Below are 1,075 nucleotides of genomic sequence, written 5' to 3' on the forward strand. Positions count from 1 at the left end.
GCTCCCAGCCGCGGGCGGGCTTGAGGATCTGGTGGCGCACGAGGCTCCCCTTCAGGTCCGGGCTGACCCAGATGTGGTCCAGCCGCCGGCCGCGATCGGCGGCCTCCCAGTCTTTCGCGCGGTAGGACCACCACGTGTACATCTTCTGGTCGGCGGGGACGAAGTGGCGCAGCGCATCGACCCAGCTGGCGGCGTGCTGCCATTTCGTCAGAGCCTCCACCTCGATGGGTGTGTGCGAGACGATGTTCAGCAGCTGCTTGTGCGACCAGACGTCGTGCTCGAGCGGCGCGATGTTGAGGTCGCCGACGAGGATGGAGCGCTTCGCCTCGCCATGCGACGCGAACCACGCCGTCGCCTCGGCCACGAAGTCGAGCTTGTGGCCGAACTTCACGTTCAGCTCACGGTCGGGGATGTCGCCGCCGGCAGGGACATAGAAGTCGTGCAGGTCGATCGGCCCGCCCGGCGCGTCCAGCGTCACGCCGACATGCCGGCAGTCGCCCTTCATGCACCAATCGGGATCTTCGGCGCGGTGCGTGAACGGGATGCGCGAGAGGATCGCGACCCCGTTGTAGCCCTTCATCCCCTTGGCGGCGACGTGCTCGAAGCCGAGCTCCCGGATGCCCTCGTGCGGGAAGTGCTCGTCCGGGCACTTGGTCTCCTGCAGGCAGAGCACGTCGGGCCGCAGCTCCGCATCCAGCTCCCGCAGCAGCGGCAGCCGAAGGCGGACGGAGTTGATGTTCCAGGTCGCGACCCGGAGCGAACGACTCATACGATCTTGGTCTTCACCTCGCCGACGCCCTCGACGAAGCCTTCCAGCACGTCGCCCTTCACCACCGCAGCCACGCCCTCGGGCGTGCCGGTCATGATGAGGTCGCCCGGCGCCAGCTCGACCAGTTCGGACAGATTGGCGATCACCTCGGGCACCGACCAGATGAGCTTGGAGAGGTCGGAGGTCTGCGTGACCTTGCCGTTCACCTTCAACTCGATCTTACCCTTGGACGGGTCGAAGCCGGCGGCGGGGATCAGGTCGCCCATGGGGGCGGAGAGGTCGAAGCCCTTGCCCATGTCCCAGGGG

General features: G+C 67.3%; 2 protein-coding genes. Both read right to left on the bottom strand.

Features of this window, described 5'->3' with window-relative positions:
- Positions 1–769 (bottom strand): exodeoxyribonuclease III (locus AC1DWF_RS32420; protein WP_476842623.1); only part of this gene is annotated, 769 nt, incomplete at its 3' end.
- On the bottom strand, positions 766–1,075 hold a 310-nt coding region (locus tag AC1DWF_RS32425), incomplete at its 5' end, for a fumarylacetoacetate hydrolase family protein (protein WP_476842624.1). The genes AC1DWF_RS32420 and AC1DWF_RS32425, both read right to left, overlap by 4 nt.

It is taken from the genome of Aminobacter sp. P4_D5, from assembly GCF_056401815.1.